Source organism: Bartonella taylorii 8TBB, from assembly GCF_902825155.1.
Lineage (GTDB): Bacteria > Pseudomonadota > Alphaproteobacteria > Rhizobiales > Rhizobiaceae > Bartonella > Bartonella taylorii_A.
On sequence record NZ_CADEAG010000002.1, the window covers coordinates 128,331 to 154,233 of the forward strand.

Genomic DNA, 25,903 nt, shown 5'->3' on the forward strand with positions numbered 1-25,903 from the left:
TGAAGGGTGATACGAAATGTATTCTTTCAAATAGTAATCTCCTCTCAGAAGGGGTATATTATGAAAAACTGTTAGTACGTTTAAGTGAGAACGCAAAAAGCTGGTCACGTGGAAGCTGTGGAGTGATCAAGTGGAGTTACGGTATGGCAACAAAAGTTAAACAGAAAGATAATGTGGAAGTAACAAGCCAAGCAAGTTTGGATAGCCCTCTTCTTGATTTTTCTGATGATGCCATTAAAAAAATGGTTAAACTCGCCAAAAAAAATGGTTATGTGACAATGGACGAACTCAATGCAGTTCTTCCTTCTGATGAGGTTACGTCCGAACAAATTGAAGATATCTTGGCGATGCTCTCCGAGATGGGTATTAATGTCGTGGACGATGAAGAGGAAGTTGAGTCTGAACGTTATGACGAGGAAGTTACGGTAGAGGGTGGTGATTTAGTAGAGGCTTCTAGCCATGCAATTGCAACGACAACGAATAAGCGTGAGATAACAGATCGGACTGATGATCCGGTGCGTATGTATTTACGTGAGATGGGAGCTGTTGAACTGCTTTCTCGGGAAGGCGAAATTGCTATTGCTAAGCGTATTGAGGCAGGACGCGAAACAATGATCGCGGGACTTTGTGAGAGTCCTTTGACTTTTCAGGCCCTCATTATTTGGCGGGAAGAATTAAAAGAGCAGCGTATTCTTCTTCGTGAAATTATTGATCTTGAAATGACCTATGCTGGTCCAGAAGCTAAGCAAGCTCCACTTGTTGAACGAAGTGAAGTTGATAAGATAAAAGAGGAAAAAACATCTTCTAGTACACGTAATATGGAGCAAATTGCGGGAGAGAGAGGTATTGAAGATGATGATGAAGACGAGGATGACGTTAACTTATCACTTGCTGCGATGGAAAACGAACTGTGTCCTCAAGTCATGGAAACATTGGATTTTATTGCTCAAACCTATGTAAAATTGCGAAAATTACAAGACCAGCATGTTGAGAGCAGTTTGGCGGAGCGTAAAGAGGGGGCTCTTTCACCTTCACAGAAGAAAAAATACATTCAACTGAAGAGAGAGTTGATTCAAGCAGTAAAATCTCTCTCTTTGAATCAAAACCGTATCGAATCTTTGGTTGAGCAGCTTTATGATATCAATAAAAGGCTGATTCATAATGAAGGTAAACTAAAACGGATTGCTAACAGTTATGGCATTGGTCATGAGGACTTTTTAAAAGAATACCAAGGGCGTGAATTGGATGCTGATTGGATGAATTATATTGCAACTTTGCCAAGTCCTGGTTGGCAAGAATTTTCAATGCGTGAAGCAAAAGAAATTCAACGTTTGCGTAGCGAAATACAAAATCTTGCACAAGAAACTGCCATTTCGATTGGAGAATTTCGTCGGATTGTTACACAGGTGCAGAAAGGTGAGCGCGAATCAACAATTGCTAAAAAAGAAATGGTGGAAGCTAATCTGCGTCTTGTGATTTCAATTGCAAAAAAATATACTAATCGTGGTTTGCAGTTTCTTGATCTTATCCAAGAAGGTAACATTGGTTTGATGAAGGCCGTGGATAAGTTTGAATATCGGCGTGGGTACAAATTTTCAACTTATGCGACATGGTGGATTCGTCAGGCGATTACGCGCTCAATTGCTGATCAGGCACGTACTATTCGTATTCCGGTGCATATGATTGAAACAATTAACAAAATTGTTCGTACATCCCGCCAGATTTTAAATGAAATTGGACGTGAGCCCACACCAGAAGAATTATCTAGCAAGCTTTCTATGCCGTTAGAAAAAGTGCGAAAGGTCCTTAAAATTGCAAAAGAACCTATTTCACTTGAGACGCCTGTTGGTGATGAAGATGATTCTCATTTGGGTGATTTTATTGAGGATAGGAATGCATTATTGCCGATTGATGCGGCTATTCAGGCTAATCTGCGGGATACGACAACTCGCGTCCTTGCTTCATTAACGCCACGTGAAGAGCGTGTTTTGCGAATGCGTTTTGGTATAGGGATGAATACTGATCATACATTGGAGGAGGTTGGTCAACAATTTTCAGTCACGCGGGAGCGTATTCGTCAGATTGAAGCAAAGGCGCTTCGTAAATTGAAGCATCCTAGCCGTTCACGCAAATTGCGTAGTTTTCTCGATTCTTAATAAGAGGATTTATACATTTTCAAAGATGTATCTTTTCTTGATGCATGTGAGGGGGGCATGTTATATAGTTCTTAAAAGTTTTTTTGAGAAAAGTGCAGGGCAGGTGTTGAATAATCTCTATAGAATCGATGATGTAGCGTTTCTCTTAGCTTTTATATCTGTGCTATTCTCTATAGAAACGATAAATATATGGCATAAAAATTATGCAGCGATTTCTCAAAGGAATGAACGATATCTAAAGCATTATATTGCGTGTAGTTGTAAGTTTATTAAGAGACGTGATATTTTAAGAGTGATTTATATCGAGGTGGATCAACTTTTTGGTAACAAAAGTGCTACTTTTCTTGTACTACAGAGGCATTCACACAAGCGATTTATGTAATACTATGGGAGTTTATAAGTTTTCATTCAGATTATGTTATTGCTTTAGAATATAAAATATTTAAAATTGCGCGTTTTTTTGTTTTTTGTGTTTGCTCATAATGGAGGTTTTTATACATTTATATGAGATGTTTGCTAAAGATGGAGTACGGCTTTATTGAATTGATTTTAAAAAGATTGTTTTGAGGAAACGTGGTGAATGTAATGTTTTTAAAGAAACAAAATCGATGAAATTATAAGAACTACATTTTGAGAGATTTTTTTATTTCAAAAAATACGGTTGATTTTATGTGTAGGGAAATTCCTTTTTGGAAAGTAAAAAAACTAGAAGAAATTTCCATTGCTGAGTGGGAGAGTCTCTGTGATGGCTGTGGGTGTTGTTGTTTGCACAAAGTAGAAGATGATGATACTGGTGATATCTATGCAACCAGTGTCGCTTGTCGTCTTTTAGATGGGAAAACTTGTCAGTGTCAGGATTATGTTCATCGTAAATCAATTGTTCCAAACTGTATATCGTTGGATGTTGCAACTGTTAAAACAGCTCGTTGGCTTCCAGAAAGTTGTGCTTATCGGCTCATTAATGAGGGAAAAGACCTTCCATGGTGGCATCCACTGGTGTCAGGAGATTGGCAGACGGTGCATCAAACACAATTTTCTGCGCGTGGACAGATAGAAATTTATGAAGATGAATTATCGTCTGAAGAAGCTTATCTCCATCATATCACCGGTCTTCTTTGTGAGGGTCAGTGATATGATTGTTTTGCATAATAACTGATGAGATCGTATGATTTAGTCTATAGCGAACACTACAGTAACACTGACATTATAACCCAATTCACCTCCTGAAAAATTTGTATCAGCGTAGCTTGCACGGGATGCACTGCTCATAAGGCGCGGACTTGGATAATAATTATCATTATTTTCATTGATTTCAATGATTTTTCCTAATTTCAAATTTGCTGCTTGTGCTATAGTCTCAGCTTTTTCAATGGCTTCAGTGATAGCTTTTTTACGTGCTTCTTGATAAAATGGCTTTGTATCGGCGTTGGTAAAAGTAATGCCATTAACTGAGTTAACGCCGAGCGCCATTGCTTGATCAAATATTTTACCAGCATTAGCGAGATCACGAATACGCACTGTTAAAGAATTTGAAACGTGATACAGTCTTTCGGAGTTCTTTTTTTCGTGATGTTTGTCAGGGTTAGATTGATAAATGGACAAGCCTGATGTTTGTAAATCATTTGCTTGGATGCCATTGTTCTTAAAAGCGTTTACAATATCATTCATAGATTTATTATTGGCTGCTAATGCTTTTTGGGCAGTTTTGTCATATGTAACAACGGCTAAGTTGATAATTGCCATATCCGGTGTTGCTTGGCTTTCACCAGTTGCTGTAACTCTAATAGTTGCGTTTTTCATTTTGCTTTCTCCAGCATGTATGGGGAGTGAGCTGGCTAGCAATGCGAGTGCTATCATAACTACTTTAATTCTATAATGATTCAGCTGTTGGAAAATTGTCTTTATCATATCTATTCCTTTATATTTGTCAGTTCACTACTTTCTCATTTTTGGAAGTTCTTGTAAAGAAATTAGGGCACTGGAAAAAAAAACCGATAGAAAAGAAAAAAAGATAGATTATAATTTAGGTAGGCTCTTGTATCATAGAGCGTTTTAGTTTAGAGAAAAGCGACCTGTGTGGGGCCTGTAGCTCAATTGGTTAGAGCCAGCGGCTCATAACCGCTTGGTTGGGGGTTCGAGTCCCTCCGGGCCCACCATTAAATAGATAAATAGGTTATATAGAGTCTTCTAGATTCTGTGTTTTTTGTTTTTTGGGGACTGTTTATCTTGAACGTGCTATTGTATGCGATTTTCTATCAGCAATTTAATATCAAGGGATGTTATGCTGTTTTCAGGCTAGCGAAAGGTGTTTTTAATTGTGATATTGTAGTATTTGCATCAGCTTTAGGTATCAGTGCTTACTTTATTCGTCCTTATGCTGATTTTTAGTCTCTGCTGTATTACATTCTTCACGAAATAGGGTGCAAAAAATTCCTTTGATATGTTTATTATTACTGCTTTTCTTGCAAAGAGACTATTATTGTCCTAATAAGCACCAATTTTTAAAGTTTTCTGCGTGTTCAGGTAAAATTGGAAGAGAAATTTTTATTTTAAATCGGTTTTTTTCTGTTTTTGAATAAGTAATGTTATCTGCTACATTTTTTCGGACGCTCAGAATTGTATCGGTTTGATTCAAATCTGGTGATTCAAGCCTATACAAAAGAAAGTAATCCACAAACGTTTATGTATATCGTGGAGGGAAAATGATAACGTTTTTTGCTGTTTTTTCAAGCTGAGAATCTACTCTACTTTATTGTAAATGCTTTTACAGTTTATCTTCGGGTATCATTAGGGCTTGACCCATTCTTTCTTTTTAAGTATTGCCATTTTTGTTCATGATAAGTCTCTATGCTGATATCTCAAGGGTGCTTTCAGAGGAAAGGCGGCCTTTTTTAGAAAAAAGCATGTCACAGAGTCCTAGGCAGCGCTGCTGTTCATAAGAATTATATATATCGCATTGTTATGTTTGCTTTGCGATATCGTTTAAAACGTAGATAGTGCTGTGTAGAATAAAATTGTGATATATTTTTCCTTTAAAATAAGCTTTTTCGTATTTTTTTACATAAAGGCCGGCAACGTCTTCAGAGATATCTTCACATCAATTAGTTATTGGTTTGATTCGCAAAATTTGAGTAACATTATTAGCGTTGTTGATAAAAGTGATGATGCCAATTTTTTCATAAAAAAGTCCGGACTGTTCGATGTTTTCTGTTTCACCATGGTACATAACTAACAGAATCCCATCTGATTGCATAAAAATAGTTTGTACACAATTGCTTCCATACTGCTTATTGCAAATATTTTTTTCTAATGTATGGGATGTATTTAAACGCTTTAACGTTATACAGCTTGACTACATGGAGTATAACTATGAAGAATAGCGAAAAATTCGAGGCAACTTTATCTGATATTATAGTGAAATGGGAGGCTTTGTCGACAGCTCAAAAGCAAGAGATATTAAAAATAGTAGAAAGTTCTACAACTGCTTCTCAGTCAATAGAACACTTAAAGCTTCAATCTTCTTTTTATCTCCAGACGAAATCAAAGCGATGAGTTTTAAATCTTCATCGGAGATATTAAAACCAGTTATCACATATATGGCGCTAGCATTCCCGAGTGTATTAAGAATAGCCATTAATTTATCTACAGAGGGCCTTTTCCCTCCGTTTATCATTTGTTGCACATAGTTCTGTCCACAGCCTGCTGCTTTGCTTATTTCAATCATTGTGCGTCCGTCACTTTTTATTAATTCAATTAAGCGTTGGAACCAATCTTTTTCAGTCTTTTTCATTTTTAGACCTTTACACATTTACGCTATAGCGTTAATATTGCACTGCGAATCTAGAATAGATGATATAAGGAGCGTGAAGATATCCATGCGTAGCTTTTCGCCTGTGGAGGATAGAGGGTTGTTTTTAACTAATAACAAAATTTCCCCCATGCACTTTCAGATTCGAATCAATACAAAATGGTTACTTAGTTCCACGATTGTGACAGAATGGATGCGTATAACCAGAAATGGAAATACACTTAGTATGTTCATGAAATATTGCCGATAATATACGCAGCATCACTATAAATCAAGATATCCCCTAACATTGGCATTTGTAAGGAATTTCTGCGTTAAGGTGGTACGCAGATAGAATAAAGCTTTACAGCCTTAAGAGAAGGATCATGGCTGTAAAAAATGTAAATTCATAAGTGCGAGATGTCATTTTTTTGTTTTAATAGATCAGGTTACTACCAGATGGTATATCGTATGTGTGTATTAAGAGACTTTGGAAATACCAAAAAAAGTATTTTTGGTGATTTTATAGAGTATGAAGGTGATTGTTCGGGGAAATATCGTATAAGTGATCAATACTTTATCAAAGGTGAATTTGCTTTTACTGATACTATTCTGATTTCTAATAGTGCTCGTGTTTGCAATGACAGCATTATCAATGCACAGATATGTTGTATATTGCTTGTTTCTAGCAGTGTTTGTTTTTACGACAATGCTAAGGTTTGTAACTATGAAGATTTTCGCAATGAAAAGGAAATTTGCATAGATAACCGCATTCTCTATACTATAAAAAAGATCCCCAAAAACAAAGTGGGGGAGTTGCGTGTAGAGCCTATCATACCGTTAGCATTGTCTGAAATTGTTTGTGTTTTTACGGTTTATATAAATAAATACAGTGCAAATGATTGGCGTAAGAGTATAGATTTCGGCAGCTTTCATGGGGTTATTTTGCGTCACTTGTTAGAGTGTTTTGTAGAAAGAATAAGAGTACTAAGCGTGATTTGTTATACTTGGCATGTACAATTTTTAGTATTCTTTTTTATGGAGGGTTGAACCAAACAAATCAGTCAAAAGATTAATCTAATAAAGACTAAAGGAGATCAAAATGAATGTAAATGAAATTTTATTAGGAGTTGTAGTTATTATTGTGCTTTTAAGTGGTATTACGTTTTGGTTTGCTTTTTATTATCGTGGTCAGGTTAAAGCTCTGAAAGAAGAGGCAAGAAAAATAAAACATGAGTTCTTAAGAGATTCTATGAAGATGACTGAGGAACGAGATAGGGCAATTAGAGATCAAAGTATGGTGATTAAAAGACGTGATAAAGCAATTGAAAAACTAAAAAAACAAATTAAGCAGCACGAAGAAGTTATAAAGCAACATCGGGGAGCAATTAAATCTGAGGATGATGCGAAAAGATGATTTGTGCACATTTGCATTGGATCTGTGTATTAAAAGATTTTGGTAATGTTAAAAAAGGTAATTAAAGGGGTGAGGGATAAAAAGAAAGGTAAGCCTTTGTCATAAAAGTAAATGTTGGGTTGGTGGTAAGATTATGTTTTGGGGTAATGCTAAAAGTTTATCGAAGGGTAGTCATTTGTGGCAATGTAAAAGTTTATAGCGATGCACTGATTTATGGATATGCCAAGGTTAGCAAGAATACATATATATGATTCCGTAACTTTTTATGAAAATGCAGCTGTTTGTGGTGATATACATATTGCTACAAACAATATTGAAGGTGGTACGTTAACTTGGGGAATGAAGTATATTATGTAAAATCGTCTCAAGAAATTGGTATAGCAGTAGCAAGAAAAAAGCTTACTGTTAATTTGGAAGATAAAGTGGTCAAAAGAAATAGGAAAAGAAGGGCGCGTGCAGAAGACATTGGTATTTGGTATAATAATCACATTCATGATTTACGTACGTTCCATTACATTTATTACTCTTACTTGTACGAACAGATACAAGACTTGAGAAAATTTCTGGTTGTCAATTCAATAGCAGCTTGACTATTATTTTGGATATAAACTACAGCATACACGAGAAGCTTTATCTAAGTTATTTGTGTATGTTAAAAACTGCATAAAAAAATCACTCTCCCATTGAAAAAAGCCAGTCATTATTTTACTCACCATAAAAGTGTAAAATTCCCAAGATACAAAGTAAAAATTCCCGTCTCAACGGTAAAGAGCGCTAGGAACGTAATTCTCTAATAAGGGCTTTATGCGTAATTTCTTTTATCTGCTCAATATTTATCAAGATATCCTGTTTCGTTGGATAGCCTTTACTAGAAAAAGCGATTTTTTGTTCATCTCCTGAGATTAGACGCCAGTACCATTGATTGTGAACTCCTTGAAACACCTCAAAAAACATGCTTTCCACCTCATAAAATAGCCGATAATTTGCAGGATAAATATTCAACCAATTTGACTATAAGAATTAAGGTATGTCTCTATAGTGAGTAGTCAATATATTCCTTTTTATTTTTTTAATCTCAACAACAATTTCCACGAGAATCATATCTTCTAACAAGAAAATATTTATTGTCAATAATGTATAAATAGGTATTTTATACTATAAAATTTATTTTTTTAATTCTCAATCCATTGTATTCTTAATTTATAGTAAGAATTTTTTTCCATTGCTATTAGTTGAATATATTCAACTATATTACTATAGAAATAAATTTTATACAGTATATTAAACTTTACCAACACAAAAAAAAGTAAAAGCACATTTTTCCGTGCTGATAAAGCTTACATCTATCTTTTTCATCCTTTTTGATAAAGATATCTACTGATTAGCTATAATTTCTTTTTGCGATATGCTGCGAATGAGTAAATCAATGAACAAACTAAGAGTATAAGAATTAGCCATTTTTGCCTTTATATCTATCAGAGAAGTTGTGACTTTTGGGTTAAGGTTATTAGATAAACCTTGTCTTGATAAATATTGCTGCAACTTTTCATAAGAGCTATCAATTTTTTCTTGATTTAGTTTTTCACCACTATCACCGTTGGTAAGAATCTCTTCAAGACCCTCAATTTTTTTTATAAAATAGTTCCAATCAAAGTCACCTTTAGTATACTCGGTGTCAAACATTTTTCCCTGTCCCGTTAAAAGCCAATTAATATTGACACCGTATAGCGTGCGATATGTTTGTAAGACACTAAGATTAGGTTCTCTTTCTCCACGCTCATAAAAAGCGATGGAGTTTTTTGTCATGCTAAAACTTTTAGCTAGTGCTTCACGTGATGGATCTCCTAAAGCAAGGCGTACATAACGTAAACGTTTTCCAAATATAGTTTTTGATTCAGTTTCAGGACGTGCCACGAATTATCTCCCTCAGTAAATCATCATGGTATAGATTTTGACCGATAAAGGCACACTATGTATTAATACCTCATGATGTAATGTCAATATTTATAGTTTTATTTCTCTTTATTTTTTTTAATTTTAGTGGATAGAAAGCTATTTTTAATTTGTTATATTGCATATTATTTAAGATCGGTATTCATTTCAGAAAAAATGATAAAGTTATCGGTTCTTTTCTTGTTTTTTCTGCAGAAAATTCCATATTGATGTGCCGTGTATATCTTATCTATTTTTGCATTGATAGATGCAATCTTTTGATTCGCATTACAGATGGATTAAAAAAATAAATTTTGAGGAATGATTATGGCCCTATTAGGCTATTTTAGATGGGCTTTTTTTTTCACGATTGTTGGCGTTTTTATGGGAGGGGCTATTGGTTGGTTTGAGACAGGAAGTGTTACTGGTTTTCTTAAATATTTTTTTATTTGTTGTGTTTTAGGAATTTTGGAAATTTCTTTATCTTTTGATAATTCCATTATTAATGCACGTATTCTTGGAAAAATGGATCCGTTATGGCGCGGTCGTTTTTTGGTATGGGGCATTTTGGTGGCTGTATTTGGGATGCGGATTGTTTTTCCGTTATTGGTGGTTGTCGTTGCTGTTGGGATTAATCCAATTTCGGCAGTAAAATTAGCGATATGGGAACCACATCAATATGCCGCAATCTTAACAGATTCTCATGTGGGAATTGCAGCTTTTGGGGGAACTTTCCTCATGATGGTTGGTTTGAAATATTTTTTTGATCCTGAAAAAGACGTGCATTGGCTTTCCTTTATAGAGAAACCTGCTCAAAAGTTTGGGGCTCTTGGTGGTATTGATATTGCAATCGTTTTGACTTTGATATTGTTCTTTTCAGAACAGATTGTAACAGAAAATAAAATGACTTTTTTACTTGCTAGCCTTTATGGACTTTTGACGTTTATAGGTGTCGACGTTGTCAGTTCGCTTTTGGATACTCCAAAAACATCGTTAACCACGGTTGCAAAAGGGGGGGCCGGTGCATTTCTGTATCTAGAAATTTTAGATGCTAGTTTTTCTTTTGATGGCGTTGTTGGTGCTTTTGCTTTTTCACACAATCTTTTTATTATTGCAATTGGTCTTGGTATAGGTGCGTTTTATGTTCGTTCTATGACGATTATGTTGGTCGAATCAGGGATGTTGTTGCATTATCGTTATTTGGAGCATGGTGCTTTTTATGCAATTTTGGTACTCGCAGTGATTATGTATCTGCAAACTATTATATCGGTTCCTGAAGTATTTACAGGACTAGTGGGGGTCTTTATTATTGGAATGGCATTTTATTCTTCTCTTCGTTTTAAGGGTCATCTATCTGAATAAGCATGTTGTGTCTGAATGAATTAAAAATTTTTTATGCGTTGCAATAGCAGGATAAAAGAAGATATTTTAGGAGGACATTAAGAGCTCTATACCGGATTCATTCATAGTTTTAAGCATTGTGTTAAGCGATCCGTTTAAATCAATACCAGCACAGGCGTTTAATGAAACGCTGACTTTAAAGCCGCATTGTATGGCGTGAAGTGCAGAAAATCCCACACAGAAATCGGTTGCTAAGCCACACATGGCGAGCTTAGTAAAACCATGTTCTTTGAGATAAACTTGTAAGCCTGTTGGTGTTTTTTGATCATTTTCAAAAAAGGCCGAATAGCTATCAATTTTTTGATTATAGCCTTTTCTAAGGATAAGTTGTGCTTTTTCCGCTCTGAGAGATGTGTGAAACTCTGCTCCTTGTGTTCCTTGTATGCAATGATCCGGCCAAAGTATTTGAGGGCCGTACTCAAGGTTGACGGTATCATAGGGTATTTTTTCAGGATAGGAGGAAGCGAAGCTGCAATGGTTTTTAGGATGCCAGTCTTGGGTTAAAATGACATGATCAAAATGGTCTATGAGATTATTGACAGCCGGTAAAATGGTATCACTTTGTGGTACTGCAAGTGCTCCACCTGGTAAGAAGTCATTTTGCACATCAATGACGATTAAGACTTTTTTTTCCATTAATATATTCCTGTTAGGAGACTTGCGTTTATGGTACTTTAAAAGGCTTGAAGTTTTGAGATAATTTCATGGATATTGGTATTATTTTTATAATTATCAAGCCAAAAAAGAGGAGTAGATAAGTTTTTACAATTTGTTTTATAATTTTCTATAAATTGCAACCATGTACCAATGGGAAGTGCACTGTAGTCATTAATCGCTACATGATGGCGCAAAGCTTGCATGATCTTCATGCTTGGGACGTCTGATCCCAGAAGGCGGCGTTCATTCTGTAAACATAACTTAAGCCATATCAATGCAAGGGGTGAAGTCGATTGTTTTCCGTAACATAAAATTGATGAAAAAAAGGAAGGGTTTTCTACTGCATAATGTAAAGCCCACAAAGCAAAAAAAGAGGGGGCATAGAGGACTGTTTTTTGGGGTGATACGTTACTACATTGGTAAGTCGGCTTAATACGATAAAAACACACTGTTATATCTGGTAAGAAAAAAAGAGGCGATGTTTGATAACACGCCTCAGGTGCAGCTAAAAAAATTTTCTTGTTTTTCTTCGAAGAGGCGTTTTTTTGCATTCAGAACCGTAATGGGGCTTGTGAGATTAGAAAAAGTGTATCAATATAGTGAAAAGCTTTTGATACAGCGCAAGCGCTGCTTATCGCGCAGTTAAAGCAATTTTTTCAAAGTTTTAACCTTTAATACCGCACAATGTAAAGAGAAATTTATGGCACGTCAATTTATCTATCACATGGCTGGGCTTAATAAGGCTTATGGCAATAAAAAAATTTTAGAGAACATTCATTTGTCTTTTTATCCAGATGCAAAGATCGGTATTTTAGGACCGAATGGTGCAGGTAAATCAACTATTTTACGTATTATGGCTGGGCTAGATAAGGAATATACAGGAGAGGCATGGCTTTCTGAAGGGGCGCGTTGTGGTTATCTACCGCAAGAACCTCTTCTTGATGCAAGTAAAGATGTGCGCGGCAATGTGATGGAAGGTGTTGCGGATAAGCAGGCCATTGTCGAGCGTTATAATGCGTTAATGATGAATTATAGTGAGGAAACGGCTGATGAGAGTGCACGACTTCAGGATATTATCGATAGCCAGAATCTTTGGGATTTAGAAAGTCAAGTGGAAATGGCTATGACTGCTCTTGGTTGTCCACCAGCAAATGAGGATGTGACAAAACTTTCAGGAGGTGAGAAGCGGCGTGTTGCTCTTTGTAAATTACTTTTGTCGAAACCCGACTTATTGCTTTTGGATGAACCTACAAACCATTTGGATGCTGAAACTACAGCTTGGCTTGAAAGGCATCTACGTGAATATTCCGGTGCGGTGCTTTTGATTACGCATGATCGTTATTTTCTCGACAATGTAACCGGTTGGATTTTAGAATTAGATCGCGGTAGAGGTATTCCTTATGAAGGGAATTATTCTGCTTATTTGGGGGCAAAAGCTAAGCGTTTGGCTCAAGAAGGTCGTGAGGAGGCTGCTCGTCAGCGTGCATTGTCACGTGAGCAAGAATGGATAGCTTCTAGCCCAAAAGGGCGGCAAGCAAAATCAAAGGCTCGAATTAAGGCCTATGATGAGTTAGTCCAGGCTGCACGTGAGCGTCGTCCTGGAGAGGCGCAAATCGTTATTCCCATTGGAGAAAGATTAGGGCAGGTTGTCATTGAAGTTGAGAATCTCTCTAAAGCATATGGTGAGCGTGTGTTAATTGATGATCTCTCTTTTAAACTTCCTGCTGGTGGTATTGTTGGAGTCATTGGTGCTAATGGTATGGGAAAATCTACCTTGTTTAAAATGTTGACGGGACAGGAACAGCCAGATTCAGGTCAAATACGCATCGGTGAAACAGTTCACATGAGTTACGTTGATCAGAATCGCGATTCGTTGGCCGGTGATAAAACCGTTTGGGAGGAAATCTCTGGCGGAAATGACATTATTAAGTTGGGGAGATATGAGATGAATAGTCGCGCTTATTGTGGTGCGTTTAATTTCAAGGGTGCAGATCAACAGCAGAAGGTGGCGAATTTATCAGGAGGGCAACGTAATCGCGTACATTTGGCTAAACTTTTAAAGGAAGGAGGCAATGTTCTTCTTCTTGACGAGCCTACAAATGATCTTGATACAGAAACTTTGGGTGCATTGGAAGATGCATTGGAAAATTTTGCTGGTTGTGCAGTAATCATATCACACGATCGTATGTTTCTTGATCGATTGGCAACGCATATTTTGGCCTTTGAGGGTGATGGCCATGTAGAATGGTTTGAAGGTAATTTTGCCGAATATGAGGCTGATAAGGTTCGCCGTCTCGGTGCAGAATCTCTTAATCTTAAGCGTGTAAATTATAAGCCGCTTACACGCTAGAATTTTATATTTTGTATAATTTGATTGAGAAAATGAAGATGGTGTCTGGTATTGTCTTTATTTTTCAAATGAGGGTGTGTGCACCATGTTGAAAAGTTTTATTTATCGCATTTCATAAGATAGAAATGAGAATGTAAAATCTTGATTATATCCTTCACGGAATATATATCGTGCTTTATATGTTGGTTACGTGTACGAGCACCCATTACTTATCGAATTATAAGGGAGAGTTGCAAGTTTTTGTACACAGTTTTGCGATTGCAGTATCAATATTTTCTCTAGCATCACGAGAACAAAGGGTATCACGAGAATAAAGTGGCCGTTAGTTTTAGGAGTTGCTTGTTGTTTAGCTTGTCAGAAAACAATATAAATAGAAGTAATGCAACTCTATGCCTTCTGCTTGATTTTCTATGAATAGGAATAAATGCTTATCTGAGCAGTAAGGAATATGATGAAAAAAATAGTAAGTTTGGATGCAATGATTGTGCTCCTGAAAACGATGGCAGAGACAAGTCGTTTGCGTGTTCTTGTACTTTTGTGCCACGAAGATTTAACGATTTCTGATTTTACTTTTATCCTTAGTCAGTCACAATCGCGTGTTTTATGGCATTTACGTTTATTGTACGAGGCAAAGTTGATTGAACGTTATCAGATGGGAGATCGGATTTATTTTAAGCTTTGTTATGGTTGTTGGGGTAAAGACATTGTGATGGCTGCTCTTTCAGTTTTGTCAAAGCATGATGTAAAGCTGGTACACGATTTAGCGCGTTTGATGGAGGTTAAAAAGCAGCGCCGAAAAAAGGGAAAGAAATATTTTTTACAAAAGAAAGCGCAATGGGATGCATTTCGGTTTTCCCATATTGCGGATCATGTTGTGGAAAGCGCTTTACTTGAAATCGTTGGCGATAAACCATTTGATACAATGTTGGGTATTGGTATAGATCCAGACCCTATCTTAAAATTATTTTCAGGTCTTTATACACGTGCAGTTGAAGTTATACTTGATAGCGATGTTTTGCATCTCTCTATTCAAGATACAATTTTTGATTTGGTCATTCTTCACTGGGCTTTACATTTTCTTGAAGATCCTGAGATGGCTCTTAATGAGGTGGCACGTGTTTTGCGTCCTCATGGGCGTTTATTGATTGTTGACTTTGTTCGCTATGCAGCGGATTCTTCGTATTCTTACCATGCAGATATGCATCTTGGGTTTTCAGACTCACAAATAGAACAATGGCTTAAAGATGCGGGGCTTATTTTAGAACAAACGGTTTGTCTTGCTCCTATGCAAAACGAAAATAATGAGAGGTTAACGGTTACGCTTTGGCTTGCGCGTGATTCGCGTTTACTGGTAGATGATATCAAAGACAAAGAACTAGAGTTTGCATAATTATATGTTAACGTGTTTTATTCCCTGTTTTTGCAATTAAAAGTGCAAAGGTAAAATTTTAGTAAGTCTTTGAAGAATTTTTTTTGCACTGGTGGTGTGTTTTGTGCATTAGATTCTGGTGGTGTGGGGGTGTAGGCTGTATAACTATAGAGGCAAAGTCGTTTGAATAGTCATTTAACGCATGTTGGTACAGTATTTGTTCATTGATCTATCTATTACTTATAACGGTAATTTATTTATTCACAACTTGAGTGAGAATTCTGAATAGAAGAATATTTTCTCACTTCAAACCACTGATTCAGAATCGAAAGAATTGTTTGTTTGCATGTCACAAGAGGGATTAAAGTATGAGTAAAAACTGTTTGAGAAAGGAATAAATATGCTTCTCATGAATTGTTTATATGCAAGAGCATGTTGGTAACATGGGGAGCAGGTAAATATAATATGGTGTTGGAAGACGGATCGGAAGCAAAGTAGGATGTTTCTTTAAAGCAAACATGTGAATGGGCAGTACAATAGTGTGCAGTTTTTGTGAGGAATATGATTCCATAAAGGAACGCGAGTAGAAAAACGAAAGTGCTATCTCCTTAAAGAGAGAGAAATATAGTAATTTGGGGATACAGAAATTGCTGTTTTATCATTTTGTGAGAGAGTTAAGCAGTAGAGAAGGGGAAAGTATTTCCGTTAATCTTTGTCATTTATGAGAGTGGTTGGAGTTTGTTGCTGATTACAAAATAATCTGTAGAAACCTTAAATCCGATAGTGAATGATTCGGAATAAATTACCTTTGGGGTTTTAATTTTATATAATCTTATTGCTTTTATAAGCTTTGTCTTCCATAAGAGGAGCTCGTGTAAATCATTTATGTTTTTAAACTTCTACGGTTACGCGATTTTTGGGGAAGGGTTATTTTGCAAATTATGATGATTACAGATTCTTTTTATTGGTGCTTATTGAAATAAAATTGCTTCAAATTGGATCATTTTGAATATTTTTTGCCTAAATTTTTCCATTTTTAAACGATTTATAGTTTTTTTCTGTTTTTTTGTGGGAAAAATGATAAGAATTTCTTGTTGTTTGAAACATTTTATTCCATAGCAAAAATATTACACCAGCTACTTTAGTGGTTGATGTGAAAGACGATCGGGGAACCTCCTCCCCCCCCCCGCGTGGATCCCTTAGATTGTCTGGCCTGGCTGAGTTTTTTCTCAGTCAGGCTTTTTGGGGTTTGGTGTTATAGTCTGATGGAGTGTTCCTAAGGGGAAGGGGTTTAGGCACCAAGGATTATGTAGTGTTTGTATAAAGGAGGGGTGTTAAGGTTTTTTTTGTTACTGGTGTTGTTCAGGTGTTTTCAATGATGAGAAAATTGTTCTTTATTGAAAATTCGGAAGATGCTGTGAGGAAGGGTTTTCTTTGCGTGCAGTGATGCTTGGGTAGAAAATGATGGGGTTTTGCTGGCGTCGTGTTTTTCTCATTTTATTTATGTTTTTAGTGTTTTTCGTCAGTCTTTTTGCTTTTCGGAATGCTTCTGTTCATCAGTTTTTATTTAACCGGTCTTTTTCCTCTCATCAGGTTCATGTTACAGAGGAGGTACTTTTAGAGAGGTTGGCGGTGTCTTTTCCCGATATTATAGCACAACTCTCTAAGCTGAATCCTAGGCAACAAAAGCAATTGATTGAGCAGGTGCGTCGCGAGGTGGTTGCTGCTGCTTCTGCAAGTGGTCAGAATAATGAGCAGGCTCAGAAGTTGGGTGAAACTGTTGCTATGGTTTTATCGAAAGCGGTTTCTCGTCCTTCCATTGCTGATGCTTATTTTTAATTGTTTCTTTAAGTTATACGTTTATGGTTAATCTTAAATGCTGTTGCGTTTTTGTGGACTTTGAAAATCGTGTAGAGAAAATACCACCCATTTTATTTGATCGCATAGGGTGATAAAAATAGTGAAGTACTTGGAGTTCCCTTTTTTCTACACGATCAAAGATTGGTGTACTTGTATATATTGATGCGTTTCCCATACATAATGGTTGTTTTTGGTAGATGACTTGTTTGGCATAGAGTTTTTGCGATATAGAGGGCATTTGGTCAAGGTGTCCTAGCTTATGTTGCTTTTTACGATTATAGAACTTGTTTCAATAAAGATTTTCGTAATAAGCTGTAAAAAGTATTATAGGCATTTTTGATGTTGTTTTCGTTTGTTAAAATGATATACTTTGTATTTATTATCATCAATTAATAGAGTATATTATCTATTTATTATATTTAAGATTTCGTTATATTTTTTTTATTTCTCAATCTCTTATTATACAAAAAAATATCTTGAAATCGTCTTAATATTTTCATTTTAGAGCCGCTCTTTAGCTTTTTTTCTATGTAAAATTCGTACACAAGGCCATTGCGGCTAGGATTTGAGAATGTTTTAGTGAAGAGAAAGAAAATGCGATTTTTGAAAATCCTTTTAAATACAGCATTTGCTGTGTTTTTTGTGTTTGATATAAGTTTGGCTCGTACCATTTTAAATGTTGTAGACTCAAATAAAAGCTCAGTGATTATTGCTTCTAGAATTTCTGCTCGTCCTTATGAATCCCTTATTCAGAAATTTGCAAATAAGCATAATGTTCCCGTTAATTTAGCACATGCTGTTGTAAGAGTTGAAAGTAATTATAAGGCGCGTACAAAGGGGGCTGCTGGCGAAATAGGCTTGATGCAAATTAAACCCTCTACAGCGCGAGGGCTGGGTTTTAATGGTTCTGTACAAGATCTTTACGATCCTGCGACAAATCTTGAATATGGTATGCGTTATTTGGCGCGGGCATATAAACTCAGTGGTGGGAATACGTGTGGCACGATCCTTAAATATAATGCGGGTCATGCTGCAAAAAAAATGAATTCCATTTCGGCGAAATATTGCTTAAAAGTAAAAACTTATCTGGCTTCATTAAAATAAAAACGGCCTTGCAGGTGATATATTTGCTATAAAATATCCTGAGAGTGCACTTTTCACTTAACTAAAAATGTTTTATAAATGGTGCGTCAGTCGGCTGGGCAGCCGCGCTTGTCCAATGCCTAAAGGCGGCAGGTGAGGAAAGTCCGGGCTCCATGGAAAAACGGTGCCGGGTAACGCCCGGCGGGGGCGACCCTAGGGAAAGTGCCACAGAAAGCAAACCGCCTATTTTTATAGGTAAGGGTGAAAGGGTGGGGTAAGAGCCCACCGCGCATTCAGTAATGAATGTGGCAAGGTAAACCCCACCGGGAGCAAGACCGAATAGAAATGACGCGCAAGGCTTAGCTTGCAGCCAGTTTCCGGGCGAGTCATTTGGGTAGGTTGCATGAGGCGGATGGTAACATCCGTCCCAGATGAATGGTTGCCACGTAGAGTGTAAGCTTTACCATACAGAACCCGGCTTACAGGCCGACTGATATTCTATGATTGATATCATACACCACGGGCATTGCACATGGGCTTTTTTCTTATGAAGGCACGTGTTTGAAGTTTATATTTAAACAAGCGTGTTTTTTTAATTATATAACATTTTTTTAAGTATAATGCGTTAGGATGTGTAAGAGGGTTAACTTTAGCTTTATGTTCTTTCATTGTGATAGACATGAAAGTTGAGGCTTTTGTTATTCTGATATCAGTTGCCACTGATGGCTATTGATTTGAAAAAGCATAAATCAAGACGGATTATTTTGACAGAGCAGGGTCATAGAGCTGAACGCCATATTCCAGTGTTATTACAACCAGTTTTAACTGGGCTTATGCCATTGGTTGGGGCAAGAGTCATTGATGGCACCTTTGGTGCTGGTGGTTATACGCGTGCTTTATTAAACGCGGGTGCACAGGTCATTGCTCTTGATCGTGATCCTCATGCAATTGAAAAGGGGCAATTGCTTGTTGATGAATTTTTTCCACGACTTCGTTTAGTGCAGATGGAGTTTTCACAGTTAGAGAGCGTCGTGAAAGAGAAGGTGGATGCTGTTATTTTGGATATTGGTGTTTCTTCAATGCAGCTTGATGAAGCTGAGAGGGGGTTTTCTTTTCAAAAAGATGGCCCATTAGATATGCGAATGGCTCAGAATGGTTTTACTGCCGCAGATGTTGTCAATCGTTTAAAAGGTGATGATTTAGCGCGAATCTTTAAAATATTAGGGGAAGAACGCTATGCGGGCCGAATTGCACGGATGATTGAAAAGCGCCGCCACGTTCAACCTTTTTTGCGTACAGGTGATCTTGCTTATGCCATCGAGGCGTTGGTGGGCCGTAAAAGTGGAGATCGCATTCATCCTGCAACGCGTGTATTCCAAGCTCTTCGTATTTATGTTAATGATGAAATTGGTGAACTTGCGCGTGGCTTATTTGCTGCTGAACGCGTTTTAAAAGCAGGAGGACGTTTGGGTGTCGTAAGTTTTCATTCTCTTGAAGATCGTATGGTCAAAAGATTTTTTTCTGCTCGTTCAGGAGAGCGTATGAGATCGCGCTATCTTCCTGAAATAGAGACAGTTCCAGCAACATTTTTTCCTTTGTTTAAAGGTGGGATCACTGCAACTAAAGAAGAGCTCCAGCAAAATCCTCGTTCACGCTCTGCGAGATTGCGTATTGGGGTACGTACCGAGGCCGAGAGTCTCGCTTCAGATATGAAATTGTTTGATTTATCAGAGATTGCCAGTTTTGAAGGCGGCAAAAAATGACAGTTTTTCGTACATTTGATATGATTTTAGTGATGATTATGATTTGTATGGCAGGTCTTACTTATAAGGTGAAATATGATGTTCAAAAGCGGATGAGCGAAGTTCGTCGTCTTGAACATGAAATTTCTGCAGCAAAAAATACAGTGAATTTGCTTCATGCTGAATGGGCTGTGATGATAGAGCCTTCACGAATGCAAAAACTTGCGAAGCGTTATCAAAAAGAGCTTGATTTAGAGATCATCCAGCCTCGCCAAATCGTAGAGTTTAAAGATATTCCTGTACGTGTACATGATCCAATTGAAGAAGTGATTAAACAAAATATCTTGAAAGAGGGGCAGGATATTTTGGCGAATAATCATGATTCTCAGATGAATGGTGTTGTTCGAAAAGGCGTGCGGTGATGAAATCATACTTTCTATTTTCGCAAAAGGAAAAGCGCTTAAAAAAAACATTTGATGTTCATAACTTTCCTGTTCGTCGCTCGTATTCTAGTCGTCTACGTTTGCTTTTTTCTTTGTTCTGTTTCCTTATTTTATATGGTGTTATGGGGGCTTGTCTTATTTCTTATGGGCTTCAAGGTGGGCAGATTGAAGAAGCAAAAGGACCTAGTGTTTTTCAATTGACTGCACGGCCTGATATTATTGATCGTAATGGTCGTTTGTTGGCAACAGATATTAAAACTTATTCGCTTTTTGCTGAACCGCAACGCATTATTGATGTTGATGAAACCATTGAATTGCTCTCAACAGTTTTGCCTGATCTCAATTGGCAAGAAACTTATAAACGCCTAAAAAGAAAGTCTAGTTTTTCTTGGATTCAGCGTGGGTTAACGCCAATGCAGAAGACGCAAATTATGGCTCTTGGTATTCCTGGAATTGGGTTTCGTACTGAAATCCGTCGTTTTTATCCGAGTGGACCTGTGGTTTCGCATATTCTCGGCATGGTGAATGTTGATAATCAAGGCATAGCGGGTATGGAAAAATATATTGATGATGCTGGCTTGAGTGCCTTGCGTGCAGCTGGTCTTGCAACTGAAGAAACATTAAAGTCAGTTCAGCTTTCGATTGATGTGCGTGTTCAGACAATTGTGCATGATGAACTTAAGAAGGCAATGAAGCGTTATAAAGCGATTGCAGCAGGAGCTGTTATTTTAAATATCCACACGAATGAAGTTCTGGCTATGGCATCACTACCAGGTTTTGACCCCGGAAATCCTGTTGAAGCTTTGAAAAGTGATCGCTTAAATCGGATGACCGCTGGAACTTTTGAGATGGGATCTATTATTAAAAGTTTTACGACCGCAATGGCACTTGATTCAGGGCTTTTTCATTTAAATAGTGTTATTGATGCTTCACAACCTATTAAAGCAAGTCAAAATTATTTTATTCGTGATTTTCATGGGAAAAATCGTCCCTTAACGCTATGGGAAGTTTTCATTTATTCCTCTAACATTGGTTCTGCTAGGGAAGCATTGGCGATAGGAATTGACGGACATCGTGATTTTTTGAAACGACTTGGTTTACTTGATCGAATGACAACGGAATTACCTGAAGTTGCACACCCTATTGTGCCACCTCATTGGAAAGATATCCATTCGATGACGATCTCTTTTGGACATGGTATGGCAACAACGCCTTTGCAAACAGCAGTAGGTGCTGCTGCTTTAATAAATGGTGGTTTGTTAATTGAACCTACATTTTTAAAACGTACAAAAGAACAGGCTTTGCAACGTGCAAAACAAGTTTTGCAGGCTAAAACGAGTCAAAACATGCGTTATCTTTATAAATTAAACAGTGATATTGGTTCGGGACGTAATGCAAAGGTAGAAGGTTATCGCGTTGGTGGTAAGACAGGAACAGCCGAAAAAGTTGAAAATGGAAAATATTCTAAAACAAAAAATTTCAATAGTTTTCTTGCTGCTTTTCCTATTGAGAATCCTTCCTATGTTGTTTTAACAATTATTGATGAACCGCAGCCTGAAGATGGACAGCGTTCAGCAACAGCAGCAATGAATGCAGGGCCGATGCTTGCTAACATTATTCGCCGTTCAGCTAGTTTTTTGGGAATAAAACCAGATTTTGAAAAAGAGTACGAGCCTATTTTGAGCACAAAGAACAGTTCGAGTTTCGTTAAACAACGGTAAAATTAATATAAAGGTGCGCTATCATGTTGTTTGGAAAAGTTTTTACAGAATGTGTTGAAGATGAGAACCTTTCTTCAATGGAAATAACAGGAATAAGTGCAGATTCTCGGCAAGTTTTTCCGGGCTATGTTTTTGTCGCTGTTCAAGGAAATCAAGGTGATGGCAGACACTATATAAATGATGCACTAAAGCGTGGTGCACAAGCAATTGTTACAGATCATAATGTTGTTTTTGAAGATTTACCTGTTCCCGTTTTACGTGTTTGTGATGTCCGTCATAGTTTAGCGAGAGCAGCTGCATGTTTTTACGGTTCTCAACCTGAAACGGTTGTAGCTGTGACAGGGACAAGTGGTAAAACATCCGTTGTCTCTTTTGTCCGGCAAATTTGGAATCATGTTGGTTTATGTGCTGCTAGTATAGGGACGGTGGGTGTTATTTCTCCTAACCGGAATGATTATGGTTCTCTTACAACACCTGATCCGGTAGTCTTGCAACGTTTACTTTCTGAAATTGCTCATGAAGGAGTTACACATGCAGCCCTTGAAGCATCTTCGCATGGACTTGATCAAAGCCGACTTGACGGGGTACGTTTAACTGCTGGTGCTTTTACCAATTTAGGGCGTGATCATATGGATTATCACACGTGCGTAGAGGACTATTTGCGTGCTAAAATGAGGTTGTTTGATACGCTTTTGCCTCAAGATGCGCCTGCTCTCATTTTTGCAGATGATGTTTATTCGCAAAAGGTTATTGATACTGTCACGAAAGCGCGCCGTCGTGTTTTAACAATTGGGCGTAAAGGGCAATTTATCACCATTAATCGTATTGAACACCAACGTTCGAAACAGTGTGTTGAATGTCGTTTTGAAAACAATATTTATACATTTGATTTGCCTCTCGCTGGAGACTTTCAAGTGACCAATGCGCTTATGGCAGCGGGATTAGCAATTGTAACAGGTATCTCTCCTGATAAGGTTTTTCATTCGCTTGAAACTTTGCAGGGAGCACCTGGGCGATTGGAATTGGTTGGAAAGACAGAAAATAATGCTCCTGTTTATATAGACTATGCGCATAAACCAGAAGCTTTGGAGCAGGTCTTACTTTCTGTTCGTCCCTTTACACAAGGACGTTTAATCCTTGTTTTTGGTTGCGGAGGTGATCGTGATCAAGGAAAAAGGCCTTTGATGGGAAAAATTGCAGAAAATAAGGCTGATATTGTTATTGTAACGGATGATAATCCTCGCACTGAAATGCCAGAAAAAATCCGCAAGGATATTTTACAAGCAGCGCCAAGAGCAATAGAAATAGCAGATCGTGGTGAAGCTATTTCTCATGCGGTGGGGCTTTTAAAAGCAGGGGATACATTAATTATTGCTGGGAAAGGTCATGAGGATGGTCAAATTATAGGGGAAAAAACATATCCTTTTTCAGATCGCTTGAAAGTGATTGATGCGTTGCAGGAACGTAATAGATGACAGCTTTATGGGATAAACAAGCACTTGTTGCCGCAGTAAATGGCTTTTTCGTGGGGTGTATGCCAGAAAATTTTTCTGGGATTTCCATTGATAGTCGTACTCTTGCAGAAGGTGACATTTTTTTCTGTATTAAAGGACATCGTCTTGATGGTCACGATTTTGCTGCGCAAGCTTATGCGCGAGGAGCAGGTGTTCTCATCGTTGCAGAAAATCGTTTGGCTGAAATGGAAAAAATATCCGCTCCACTGATTGTTGTTCCTGATGTTTTACAAGCTTTAGAAAAACTTGCACAAGCTGCGCGTAAGCGTTCAAAAGCTAAGATTATCGCAATAACAGGCTCCGTGGGAAAAACAACGACCAAAGAAGCTCTCAAACAAGTACTTGCAAATTTTGGAAAAGTTCATGCAAATCCTGCTTCTTTTAACAATTGCTGGGGGGTACCGCTCACTTTGGCACGAATGCCTGTGGAGAGTGATTATGGCATCTTTGAAATTGGGATGAATCATAAAGACGAAATTCGCCCTCTGGTGAAGTTGGTGCGTCCGCATATTGCTTTGGTTACGCATATTGCTGCGGGACATATGGGTTTTTTCAAAAATCTTGAAGAAATAGCGGATGCAAAAGCTGAAATTTTTGAAGGATTAGATGATGAAGGTGTAGCCCTTTTAAATGCTGATAATGATTTTTTCTCTTATTTGGTCCAAAAGGCAAAGCAATGTGGTGTGAAAAAAATCTTAAGCTTTGGTGAGGCTGAAAACTCTGATTATCAGGCCAGAGATATACGTCTTCTAACCGATTGTTCCTCTATGATTGTACGTATTTTAGGGCAAGACAAGGGGGTTAAAATTGGTGCTCCAGGACGACATATTGTACAAAATAGTTTAGGTGTTATTGCTGCTTGTGATGCCATTGGTGTAGATTTGGAACCTGTTTTTCTTTCTTTGAACCATTTTTCTCTTCAAGAGGGACGTGGTGTTTGTTATCGCCTATCTTTACCAAGAGGGGGTGAATTTCATTTAATTGATGAAAGCTATAATGCTAATCCCGCATCTATGCGTGCTGCTCTTGATCTACTTGCTACAGGGCCTGTAGGGGAGAATGGTAGGAGAATTGCTATTTTGGGTGATATGCTTGAACTCGGAGCTTATAGTGAAAAATTCCATCGTGATTTATTAAAGCCAATCTGTCTTTCGGGTGCTCATACAGTTTTTTTATTTGGCGAGGCAATGAAGTCTTTAGCTACTGATCTGTCCGCATACGTTAGGGTTCATTATGCTGAAAATATTGAAAAAATCTTACCGCTCATTTTTGCAGAAATTTCCAGTGGGGATCTGCTCATGATAAAATCATCTCGCAGTCTTTATTCATCAGATATTGTGGTTGCACTCCTTGATCACTATAAAACGGTTTCTCTTTCATTTAAATAGGTTTCTTGTACTATGATGCTGTTTTTTTCTTCATTTAGTGACTGGCTTCCAGGCGTTAATGTTTTTCGTTACATTACTTTTCGCACTATAGCAGCGATGCTTACATCAGGGCTTATTGTATTTTTGTTTGGTCCTAGCATCATTGCTTCTCTAAAATTGCGGCAGGGAAAGGGGCAGCCAATTCGCGCTGATGGACCTCAAACACATTTTAAAAAGGCTGGGACACCTACTATGGGGGGGCTGATGATTTTAACCGGTACTATGGTATCGGCGTTTTTGTGGTGTAATTTATCTAATATTTATTTTTGGATATCGTTGTTTGTTATGCTTTCTTTTGGGGCAATTGGTTTTTATGATGATTATCTGAAGGTAACAAAACAGACCGAGAAAGGTTTTTCTGGTAAAGCACGGTTAAGTTTGGAATTTTTGATTGCAGTTATTGCTGCTTTTGTGATCTTACAAGTTAGTTCGCCAGGATTAGCTTTCCCCTTTGTGAAAGACTATTTTATCAACTTGGGTTGGTTTTTTCTTCCTTTTTCTGCTTTTGTGATTGTAGGAACTGGTAATGCGGTTAATTTGACCGATGGTCTTGATGGGCTAGCTATTGTTCCTGTGATGATTGCAGCCCTTTCTTTTGCTCTGATTGCTTACCTTTCTGGTAATATAAATTTTGCTGATTATCTACAAATCCATTATGTGGCGGGGACAGGAGAGTTGGCTGTTTTATTGGGAGCTGTTGTTGGTGCCGGTCTTGGTTTTTTATGGTTTAATGCGCCTCCGGCGGCTATTTTTATGGGGGATACAGGTTCGTTAGCTCTTGGAGGGCTCTTAGGTATTGTTGCTGTGGCAACCAAACATGAAATTGTTTTGGCTCTTATTGGTGGGCTTTTTGTTTTGGAAGGTTTTTCGGTTGTTATTCAGGTTGGTTATTTCAAATTAACAAAAAAGCGTGTGTTTCTTATGGCACCCATACACCATCATTTTGAGAAAAAAGGATGGACTGAAAGCCAAGTGGTAATACGTTTTTGGATTATTTCGATCATTCTTGCTTTGATTGGTCTTTCAACACTTAAATTGCGGTGA

The 25,903-nt window shown here is 37.5% G+C and carries 21 protein-coding genes, 1 tRNA gene, 1 other RNA gene and 1 pseudogene; 18 read left to right on the forward strand and 6 right to left on the reverse strand.

Annotated elements, in window-relative coordinates; all coding sequences use genetic code 11:
• Window positions 1–143: 143 nt before the first annotated feature.
• Both rpoD and J7R13_RS02725 read left to right on the forward strand, forming a co-directional pair.
• Window positions 144–2,156, forward strand: coding sequence for an RNA polymerase sigma factor RpoD (gene rpoD, locus J7R13_RS02720; RefSeq protein WP_208437367.1), 2,013 nt, complete (start codon window positions 144–146; stop codon window positions 2,154–2,156).
• A gap of 669 nt (window positions 2,157–2,825) precedes the next feature.
• Window positions 2,826–3,287, forward strand: coding sequence for a YcgN family cysteine cluster protein (locus J7R13_RS02725; RefSeq protein WP_208437368.1), 462 nt, complete (start codon window positions 2,826–2,828; stop codon window positions 3,285–3,287).
• 39 nt (window positions 3,288–3,326) lie between these two features.
• Here J7R13_RS02725 and J7R13_RS02730 read toward each other — a convergent pair whose 3' ends face one another.
• Complete coding sequence (locus tag J7R13_RS02730; RefSeq protein ID WP_208437369.1) at window positions 3,327–4,064, reverse strand: SIMPL domain-containing protein; 738 nt, start codon at window positions 4,062–4,064, stop codon at window positions 3,327–3,329.
• Between the two features lie 171 nt (window positions 4,065–4,235).
• Between J7R13_RS02730 and J7R13_RS02735 the strand changes: the two genes are divergently transcribed.
• Together J7R13_RS02735 and J7R13_RS09515 are read left to right on the forward strand one after the other, a co-directional pair.
• Window positions 4,236–4,312, forward strand: a tRNA-Ile gene (locus tag J7R13_RS02735).
• A gap of 1,213 nt (window positions 4,313–5,525) precedes the next feature.
• Window positions 5,526–5,708 carry a hypothetical protein gene (locus J7R13_RS09515; protein WP_246786257.1) on the forward strand — a complete coding sequence of 61 codons (183 nt, stop codon included), beginning with the start codon at window positions 5,526–5,528 and terminating at the stop codon, window positions 5,706–5,708.
• Here the strand turns inward: J7R13_RS09515 and J7R13_RS02740 are convergent.
• Window positions 5,632–5,946: a helix-turn-helix domain-containing protein gene (locus J7R13_RS02740; RefSeq protein WP_208437370.1), complete on the reverse strand. Its 315-nt coding sequence runs from the start codon at window positions 5,944–5,946 to the stop codon at window positions 5,632–5,634. The two genes, J7R13_RS09515 and J7R13_RS02740, sit on opposite strands and share 77 nt — an antisense overlap.
• A gap of 456 nt (window positions 5,947–6,402) precedes the next feature.
• On the opposite strand from J7R13_RS02740, the gene J7R13_RS02745 reads away from it, so the two are divergent.
• Both J7R13_RS02745 and J7R13_RS02750 read left to right on the forward strand, forming a co-directional pair.
• Complete coding sequence (locus tag J7R13_RS02745; protein ID WP_208437371.1) at window positions 6,403–6,993, forward strand: hypothetical protein; 591 nt, start codon at window positions 6,403–6,405, stop codon at window positions 6,991–6,993.
• A gap of 52 nt (window positions 6,994–7,045) precedes the next feature.
• Window positions 7,046–7,360, forward strand: a complete 315-nt coding sequence (locus J7R13_RS02750; protein WP_208437372.1) for a hypothetical protein — start codon at window positions 7,046–7,048, stop codon at window positions 7,358–7,360.
• 774 nt (window positions 7,361–8,134) lie between these two features.
• On the opposite strand, the gene J7R13_RS02755 is transcribed toward J7R13_RS02750, so the two are convergent.
• Window positions 8,135–8,314, reverse strand: coding sequence for a YegP family protein (locus tag J7R13_RS02755; protein ID WP_208437373.1), 180 nt, complete (start codon window positions 8,312–8,314; stop codon window positions 8,135–8,137).
• A gap of 420 nt (window positions 8,315–8,734) precedes the next feature.
• Complete coding sequence (locus tag J7R13_RS02760; protein ID WP_208437374.1) at window positions 8,735–9,274, reverse strand: helix-turn-helix domain-containing protein; 540 nt, start codon at window positions 9,272–9,274, stop codon at window positions 8,735–8,737.
• 345 nt (window positions 9,275–9,619) lie between these two features.
• Between J7R13_RS02760 and J7R13_RS02765 the strand changes: the two are divergent.
• A pseudogene (locus J7R13_RS02765) lies at window positions 9,620–10,673 on the forward strand (DUF475 domain-containing protein).
• A gap of 47 nt (window positions 10,674–10,720) precedes the next feature.
• On the opposite strand, the gene pncA reads toward J7R13_RS02765, so the two are convergent.
• Both pncA and J7R13_RS02775 read right to left on the reverse strand, forming a co-directional pair.
• Window positions 10,721–11,329, reverse strand: a complete 609-nt coding sequence (pncA, locus tag J7R13_RS02770) for a bifunctional nicotinamidase/pyrazinamidase (RefSeq protein ID WP_208437376.1) — start codon at window positions 11,327–11,329, stop codon at window positions 10,721–10,723.
• A 38-nt stretch (window positions 11,330–11,367) separates the two neighbouring features.
• Entirely contained in the window at window positions 11,368–11,901 is a 534-nt protein-coding gene (locus tag J7R13_RS02775; RefSeq protein WP_208437377.1) for a hypothetical protein, read from the reverse strand.
• Window positions 11,902–12,050: 149 nt separating this feature from the next.
• On the opposite strand from J7R13_RS02775, the gene ettA reads away from it, so the two are divergent.
• The 11 genes from ettA (at window position 12,051) to mraY (ending at window position 25,903) form a co-directional block, all read left to right on the forward strand.
• Entirely contained in the window at window positions 12,051–13,700 is a 1,650-nt protein-coding gene (gene ettA, locus J7R13_RS02780) for an energy-dependent translational throttle protein EttA (protein ID WP_208437378.1), read from the forward strand.
• Window positions 13,701–14,151: 451 nt separating this feature from the next.
• The gene (locus J7R13_RS02785; protein WP_208437379.1) at window positions 14,152–15,090 is read left to right on the forward strand and encodes an ArsR/SmtB family transcription factor; all 939 of its coding nucleotides are present in this window, start codon (window positions 14,152–14,154) and stop codon (window positions 15,088–15,090) included.
• Window positions 15,091–16,533: 1,443 nt separating this feature from the next.
• Window positions 16,534–16,908 (forward strand): hypothetical protein, encoded by a 375-nt coding sequence (locus J7R13_RS02790; protein WP_208437443.1) that lies wholly within the window; start codon window positions 16,534–16,536, stop codon window positions 16,906–16,908.
• Between the two features lie 615 nt (window positions 16,909–17,523).
• Entirely contained in the window at window positions 17,524–18,033 is a 510-nt protein-coding gene (locus tag J7R13_RS02795; protein WP_208437380.1) for a lytic transglycosylase domain-containing protein, read from the forward strand.
• A gap of 86 nt (window positions 18,034–18,119) precedes the next feature.
• An RNA gene (gene rnpB, locus J7R13_RS02800) (RNase P RNA component class A) lies at window positions 18,120–18,510 on the forward strand.
• Between the two features lie 266 nt (window positions 18,511–18,776).
• The gene (gene rsmH, locus J7R13_RS02805; protein WP_208437444.1) at window positions 18,777–19,775 is read left to right on the forward strand and encodes a 16S rRNA (cytosine(1402)-N(4))-methyltransferase RsmH; all 999 of its coding nucleotides are present in this window, start codon (window positions 18,777–18,779) and stop codon (window positions 19,773–19,775) included.
• A complete protein-coding gene (ftsL, locus tag J7R13_RS02810; protein WP_208437381.1) occupies window positions 19,772–20,176 on the forward strand; it encodes a cell division protein FtsL in 405 nt (134 codons plus the stop codon). Before rsmH ends, ftsL begins: the two co-directional genes overlap by 4 nt.
• Window positions 20,176–21,918: a peptidoglycan D,D-transpeptidase FtsI family protein gene (locus J7R13_RS02815; RefSeq protein WP_208437382.1), complete on the forward strand. Its 1,743-nt coding sequence runs from the start codon at window positions 20,176–20,178 to the stop codon at window positions 21,916–21,918. The genes ftsL and J7R13_RS02815 overlap by 1 nt, the downstream gene beginning before the upstream one ends.
• Before the next feature lie 23 nt (window positions 21,919–21,941).
• On the forward strand, window positions 21,942–23,393 hold the full coding sequence (locus J7R13_RS02820) for a UDP-N-acetylmuramoyl-L-alanyl-D-glutamate--2,6-diaminopimelate ligase (protein ID WP_208437383.1): 1,452 nt from the start codon (window positions 21,942–21,944) through the stop codon (window positions 23,391–23,393).
• Window positions 23,390–24,820 carry a UDP-N-acetylmuramoylalanyl-D-glutamyl-2,6-diaminopimelate--D-alanyl-D-alanine ligase gene (locus J7R13_RS02825; protein ID WP_208437384.1) on the forward strand — a complete coding sequence of 477 codons (1,431 nt, stop codon included), beginning with the start codon at window positions 23,390–23,392 and terminating at the stop codon, window positions 24,818–24,820. Before J7R13_RS02820 ends, J7R13_RS02825 begins: the two co-directional genes overlap by 4 nt.
• Before the next feature lie 12 nt (window positions 24,821–24,832).
• A complete protein-coding gene (mraY, locus tag J7R13_RS02830; RefSeq protein WP_004859484.1) occupies window positions 24,833–25,903 on the forward strand; it encodes a phospho-N-acetylmuramoyl-pentapeptide-transferase in 1,071 nt (356 codons plus the stop codon).